Annotated in this window: 5 protein-coding genes; 3 read left to right on the top strand and 2 right to left on the bottom strand. The window is 37.8% G+C overall.

What is annotated here, in order from left to right:
* The first annotated feature begins 178 nt into the window (after positions 1–178).
* Entirely contained in the window at positions 179–412 is a 234-nt protein-coding gene (locus tag ACFSKL_RS21275; RefSeq protein WP_376889155.1) for a hypothetical protein, read from the top strand.
* A 47-nt stretch (positions 413–459) separates the two neighbouring features.
* On the opposite strand, the gene aqpZ is transcribed toward ACFSKL_RS21275, so the two are convergent.
* Together aqpZ and ACFSKL_RS21265 are read right to left on the bottom strand one after the other, a co-directional pair.
* On the bottom strand, positions 460–1146 hold the full coding sequence (gene aqpZ / locus ACFSKL_RS21270) for an aquaporin Z (RefSeq protein ID WP_376889153.1): 687 nt from the start codon (positions 1144–1146) through the stop codon (positions 460–462).
* 596 nt (positions 1147–1742) lie between these two features.
* Positions 1743–2372 (bottom strand): DNA-binding response regulator, encoded by a 630-nt coding sequence (locus ACFSKL_RS21265; RefSeq protein WP_376889150.1) that lies wholly within the window; start codon positions 2370–2372, stop codon positions 1743–1745.
* A gap of 1560 nt (positions 2373–3932) precedes the next feature.
* Here ACFSKL_RS21265 and ACFSKL_RS21260 point away from each other — a divergent pair.
* Together ACFSKL_RS21260 and ACFSKL_RS21255 are read left to right on the top strand one after the other, a co-directional pair.
* Positions 3933–4907, top strand: a complete 975-nt coding sequence (locus ACFSKL_RS21260) for a PorP/SprF family type IX secretion system membrane protein (protein ID WP_376889148.1) — start codon at positions 3933–3935, stop codon at positions 4905–4907.
* Positions 4908–4909: 2 nt separating this feature from the next.
* The coding region (locus tag ACFSKL_RS21255) for an OmpA family protein (protein ID WP_376889146.1) at positions 4910–6678 on the top strand (1769 nt) is incomplete at its 3' end.

Here is a 6678-nt window from a genome sequence, read left to right as displayed (position 1 = left end):
CCGCAATATCCCAATATTACTTCATAAAAAAGTTCGCACCTTCTTTTCGTAGTTCTCACCATTTAAAACCGTTTTGACAAAGTGAGAATAGTCGAACTCAGGTTAATATGGTACAAGAAGCACTTATTTTGCACGCAGTGGCAATATGGATTCAGCTGTGGTGCTAGCTAAAAAAGCTTTGTCATATCACGAAATCCCAGTCCATGTTGGGTTTTTATTGGAGTATTATTTGGAGAGCAATGTTTCACAAGATTCTACGGAATACTATTTGAAGAGGGTATTGAAAATCCTGGATGAAGATGGGCATACCCAGAATAATCAATTTTGGATGTATTACCAAGCAGGTAATTATTATCTGAAAAAAAAGAAGTTTGACGAAGATTTGATTTTGGAAGGATTCTGTTTGAGATAAAGGGGTGGAATCCCCACCCCCTTATCAACTCAACTCCTAGCTATTTTCTATTCCTTTTCTGGGGAAATCACTTTGTATACGAGTCCTGCCAATATTGCTCCAACTATAGGGGAAAGCCAAAACAGCCATAACTGATCGATTGCCCAGTCACCTACAAACAAAGCTTGACTTGTGCTTCTTGCCGGATTTACAGAAGTGTTTGTTATTGGAATGCTTATTAAATGGATAAGTGTTAAGCCTAACCCAATTGCCAAACCAGCCAGTCCTTTTGGGGCTTTTGAATGGGTCGATCCCAGAATAATTATCAGGAACATAAAAGTCATGACAATTTCTGTTACCAAAGCTGCCGACATGCTGTACCCACCGGGTGAATGTGCTCCATACCCGTTTGCAGCAAAGCCTCCAAGCTCAAATCCCGCCTTTCCAGTGGCAATGATGTAGAGGATTCCTGCTCCAGCTATTCCCCCCAAGACTTGGACGACAATGTAGGGAAGCAATTCCTTTTTGTCAAAACGACCACCTACCCAAAGCCCAATTGATACCGCCGGATTTAGATGGCAACCCGACACATGCCCAATAGCATAAGCCATGGTAACAACTGTCAGCCCAAAGGCCAATGCCACTCCCGTAAATCCTATTCCCAATTCTGGGTATGCAGCTGCAAGTACAGCACTCCCGCATCCGCCCAATACCAACCAAAAGGTTCCAATAAATTCTGCTACAAGTTTTTTCATGTGTTTTTTTTTTAAATAGTTGTTGTTGATGATTTTTTACAAAATTTTATTTCATTTGGTATAACAATCGACCATTAGATGAAATATACCATTGATATACAACAAAATTGATCGTAATTATTTGTTAAATCTACCAAATTCCCGCTAAATTTAAAATACCGAAAAATTGTTATTTTTCACAAAATAGGATGTGGGGTTTGTAAAGATCTCAATAATCAATGCCACATCTTTGTCCACTGGGGGTTTGTCAGCCCAACTCCCTTCATAGGTAATGTTCCAATCAAGTCTGTTAAAGGTAAAGTCCGTTTTGATATAGACATCTTTCCAGTGAGCATTTTGTTGCTTCAAACATCCTTGTCCCTACAAGGTCAAAAGCTATTGTTTTCAACTTATGGATATATGTATATACTCTTTCTTGCCAGTAGCCTTTAAAATATTCCCAACAACTGTTATATCCAATCTGTTGGCCGTAGGCTGTTGACACTCGTGCGCTCCACCACGGCGGACAGGCGTGGCGTAGTTGACGATTATCCGCATGATTACATATGCATAATTTAACTACTGGTGCCATTGCGGATAATCATATAAAATTAATTTTACTTTATTAATTCTAATTGCCTGGCAAACGCCAGTAATTCAGTGATAGACCTGCAATTTGCTTTTTTCATCATTTTTCTGCGGTGAGATACGACTGTGTGCTTACTTAAATGAACTTTTCCGGCAGTTTGAATTATGGAGTTGCCTTGTGCAAAAATTTGTAATAACTGCAATTCCCGAGATGTGAATTGAATGTCATCAATTTCGTCAAAGGAACCCATCATTTTTTTTATTTCTGGACAGATGTAGTGGTAACCTTCAAAATTTTTCTTCAAGCATTCAATAACTCTGTCAAACCCTGAGAATTTGCTTATAAACCCTTGGGGTTGATAGCTTAATATAGACTTGATAAGTGAGGGAGAGGTAACCCCAGAAACTACAATAATTATTATACTCCTATTAAAACGTCGAGCCTCGTTGATTAGGAAAAGTGAATTACCTTCATAATGGTTGAAATCCATAAAAAGACATATCGGGTTTGACCCTTCGATTATCAGAAATTGATAAAGCAATTTTTCATCAAAAATGGAGTGCACTGAGGTGAATATTTCTACTTTTTCCAACATTGATGAAAATGAATCACTAAATAACCTATGATCATCAAAAATTACAGCTTTGTGTTTTTTCATTGTTTAAATGAGAACCTATTGTTGCTGATCAATAAGGTGAAATTATTGTTTGTTTTAACCATTTAATTTTATTTATAACAAAAAAATGCGATGGATAATGATATATAATAATAAATAAATGCTATCATATATTGGTGATTACAGAAATTGATAAATAATGGATGAGTCGACCGATAAGGTTACATAAAATGAATATGCTGTTTTTGTTTTATGTAAGTAGGGTCTGCTGAAAAAGTCAGATTTGCGTAAGATACGGGTTGGCGAAGTAAAGCTGTATAATTATACTGCGATCTGAAGTTGGCTAACAAAACCAAGTCAATATACTTCAAAGTTTTTGCGTTCTTTTCCTGAAAAACACCACGCAAGATCATTGACTATGTAAACTAACCCATACTTTCGCAATTGGTTTTGTGTTTTTAAGCAGACCCTAAATAAGCCTTCTTGCCAGTGACCCAATATCACATTCCCAGCAGTTGTTCTACCCAATCTGTTGTCAGCTGATGATTATCTGCAATATGATGTCTTATTAATATGTATATCCGCATTCTTACCAGTAGCCATTTAAAATAATGTATCCATATTGTATCCAGGGCAAGTTGACAATTATCCGCATGATTACATATGTATAATTTAACTACTGGTGTCATTGCGGATAATCATACTTATTAATTTACTTCATAAAATAGTTCGCACCTTATTTTCGTAGTTCTCACCATTTAAAACCGTTCCTGCCTGCCGGCAGGCAGGTTGACAAAGTGAGAATAGTCGAACTCAGGTTTATAGGGAGGAAGACAACATTTGAGGAGATTGAAATATAAGTCCATGTTTGACGTTTATTCTTTAAAGAATCTAAAGCTTCTTCATCTACAGGTTATATCTATAATATTGTTGCTTAATGATTAAAGTTGTATAACTGTATGTGAAATACTTTTTTACTTATTTTTGTTGTTTATTAATATAATTGTTGATAAATTGCCGTGCATTTTATAAAGTGCAATTATAACTGTTTGTAATTGAATTAAATGTATTTTTATCTATTACATTTGTTTTTGAATGACTCGTAATAGTCTGGTTGTCAAGTTTTTAATATGATATTTGTTTAGTTAGAGGACTTGACTGGTATAATCTATTTGTATAGCGTTTTAATGTAGTTTGTCTATTACTTTATACCTAAAATTTGCTATTATGGATTTTTCAGTAACTGTTTTTTGCTAAATTGTTATTTTGTACATATTTAATTGTATTTGTAGTGAATTTTTCAATCTATCTTAGCTTTTAGATAGGAAGTAATCAATTTAAACAATAGGTCGTAGTGTCTAACTATTACCAGACTGTTTAGCGATTTGTTTTGATAGTATTTGGCTTCTAAAGTTTACTTATGATTAAGCTTTTCGGATTCTATAACCCTTAGGGTATTATTTGTTATGAATCAGTTGGGTCTAATGGTTAGATGCCGAATATAAGCATAGGGAGGAAATTCCATTATTCTATGTGATTTTCTGATATGTATTAAGAGTTGAGTATTGTTTTCGTGTATTTAAGATGAATTATGGTATTGTTATGAATTTTGTAAATAAAATAACTGTCTTGATTTTGATATGTGGGATCTCCCTGACAGGGAAAGTTTCCGGTCAACAACTTCCCCAATTTAGCCAATACATGTTCAATGGCCTCCACATCAACCCTGGATATGCAGGGTATAAGCAGGAGGGATATGTGCAATCGACCTACAGGTCTCAATGGGTTGGTTTCCCAGGTGCTCCAAAGACATTGTCAATGTCTGCGGATTTCAGTGCGAATGAAGGCACCATGGGGTTTGGGGTTTCATTTTTGAATGATGTGTTAGGTCCAGCTAGGACGAGCGGTGCTTTGTTGACCTATGCATATAGGATCCAGACAGGTTTCGATTCGCAATTGGGGCTTGGGATAAGCGCCGGGGCATCTGAATATGCGATAGACCGCTCATTGCTTGATCCCAACGATTATCCGGATGAGGTTTTGATGGGTGGTTTGGCCAATATATATACACCAAACTTAAATGCAGGTGTTTTTTTCAACACCTCAAATTTCTATGCTGGTTTGAGTGCATATAATATGGTAGGCAAAAGGTCTGTTGAGCGTGAAGACTTGGCTTTGGCTTACCACGATTTCCACTATTATTTTACAGTGGGCGGTTTGGTTCCGATATCGAATGTAGTGAAGTTGAAACCGTCTATGCTGGTAAGGGAAGTGAAGGGGGCACCCACCCATTATGATCTGAATGCGATGGTACTGTTCTATGATAGGCTCTGGCTGGGAGGTTCTTTCAGGTCAAATGTGAAATGGGGGAAGGACAATTTAGAGTCAAGCCTGTCATCGAGAAATGCAGTTGCATTGCTAATGGAAGTTTTTGTGACCAATAATCTGAGGTTTGGTTATGCCTATGACCAAAACCTAAATGCTTTGGTGGATATGAGACATAATTCACATGAAATATCCCTAGGTTATTATTTGTCTCCCAGAAATGCTAGAATGAAAAATCAAAGATGGTTCTGATTATGAAAAAAAATTACAGGATAATTATACTATGTTTTTTGGTGTTTGGTTGCCTCCATCATGCAGGGGCCCAAAACCAGATGCTCAGGTATGCCGATGGGCAGGTTGAGTTGGGCAATTTCCACCATGCAGCGGAGATTTATGCACAAGCATTTGGAAAAAAGGAAACCTACCACTCTGCAAAAGGTGCGGCACAGAGTTTTGATAAACTCAAGGATTATTCCAATTCCCATAAATGGTGGGAAAAGGTTGTTGAATTCCCTGGGGAGTCTACAATGGAAGATATGGAAAGTTACTTGGTGTCATCGTATGTGGTTGGTCAAGAAGAAGTTGCGAAGGAGAAGCTTGCTTCATTGGGATATGCAGTCGAAGACTTTGAGCAGTCCAAAGTGGATATGATTCTTGCCTCCCATTCAGCCAGTAGCCGTTTGGAGTTGGAATATCTAAGCGATCTTAACTCGTCGACTGCAGCGGATTTTACGGGAGCCAAAGACGGGGATGGGAATTTTTACTTTGTTTCCGATAGGGAAGAAATAATTGACAGCAAACCTATGCCCCTGATTAGGTTCGATGCGAAAAACAAAATTTTCAATAAGAACATTTATGATTGGACTGGAAGGGAATATCTCAAAATATACAAAAGGGATAGCAATAACAACATTGGGGAAGTCAAAGTAGAAAGAGACGACTTTTTACATATAAGTGACCCGGCGATTGCGATGATAGACGGATCTGAATATATGTTTTTTACGGCTACGAGAAATGTTCCAAAAGTGAAGAAGCAGAAGAGCCATACTGTCCATCCCGAACTGTTCTTCGGAAAGTTGATCGATGGGGAAATTGTTGATATACAGGATTTTCCGTATAACAATATTTACGGGCATAGTATCATAACCCCATTTGTGGATTCTGGATCCAATAGACTTTACTTCTCTTCAGATATGGAAGGGGGATTTGGGGGATTTGATATATACTTTGTTGAGTTTGACGGGGACTTATCTTTTTCTAATCCTAATAATTTAGGTGATTTGGTAAATAGTCCGGGGAACGAAAGAGATCCGTTTCTTTTTGAAGAAAGGTTTTACTTTTCTTCAGATGGGAATGAAGGTTTTGGGGGCTTCGATATTTTTCAGGCAGATTCCAAGGGTGATGGAATGCTTTTTAACCTTTCAAATCTAGGAGCCCCCATCAATTCCATAAAAGATGATTTTGGATATAGAAAGTTTGATAAGGATGAAATCTACCTTAGTTCAAACAGACTGGGTGATACAGGTTTGGACAATATCTATAAACTCGCTTTGGAGTTTAGACAGTTGTTGGTTCGGGTGGTTGATTGTGATGGTGAGTTGGTCAAGGATTATGACCTGCAGGTGGTAGGAAACCAAGGAAACAAACTCGATATGATACCCAACGACAAGGGCGAGTATATAGGTGATTTGGAAGCAGAGACGGATTACTTGTTGAATCTGGCCAAGGGTGGGCATTTCTCTGTAGAGGACCGAAGCATCACCACCACGGATATGGAGCCGGGAATCATTGAGAGAAACTATAGGCTTATCAGAATCCCAAGTGATATGTTAGTCTATACAGATATCATTTATTACAACCTTGACAAGAGCGATATTAGAAGGGATGCAGATCAAATCATAGCGAAGGTACACTCCCTTATGGAAAAATATAAATTCTTGGATTTGAAAGTCTCTTCCCATACTGATTCCAGGGCTTCGCACGAATACAACGAAGCCTTGAGCAAGCGTAGGGCAGAAGCGGT

The organism is Belliella marina, assembly GCF_042682445.1.
GTDB lineage: Bacteria > Bacteroidota > Bacteroidia > Cytophagales > Cyclobacteriaceae > Belliella > Belliella marina.
This window is presented reverse-complemented; position numbering and strand designations above follow the sequence as displayed.

Bases quoted from the DNA above. Each gene is read 5' to 3' on its own strand.
- aqpZ (WP_376889153.1), bottom strand. From the start codon at position 1,146: ATGAAAAAACTTGTAGCAGAATTTATTGGAACCTTTTGGTTGGTATTG.
- ACFSKL_RS21265 (WP_376889150.1), bottom strand. From the start codon at position 2,372: ATGAAAAAACACAAAGCTGTAATTTTTGATGATCATAGGTTATTTAGT.
- ACFSKL_RS21260 (WP_376889148.1), top strand. From the start codon at position 3,933: ATGAATTTTGTAAATAAAATAACTGTCTTGATTTTGATATGTGGGATC.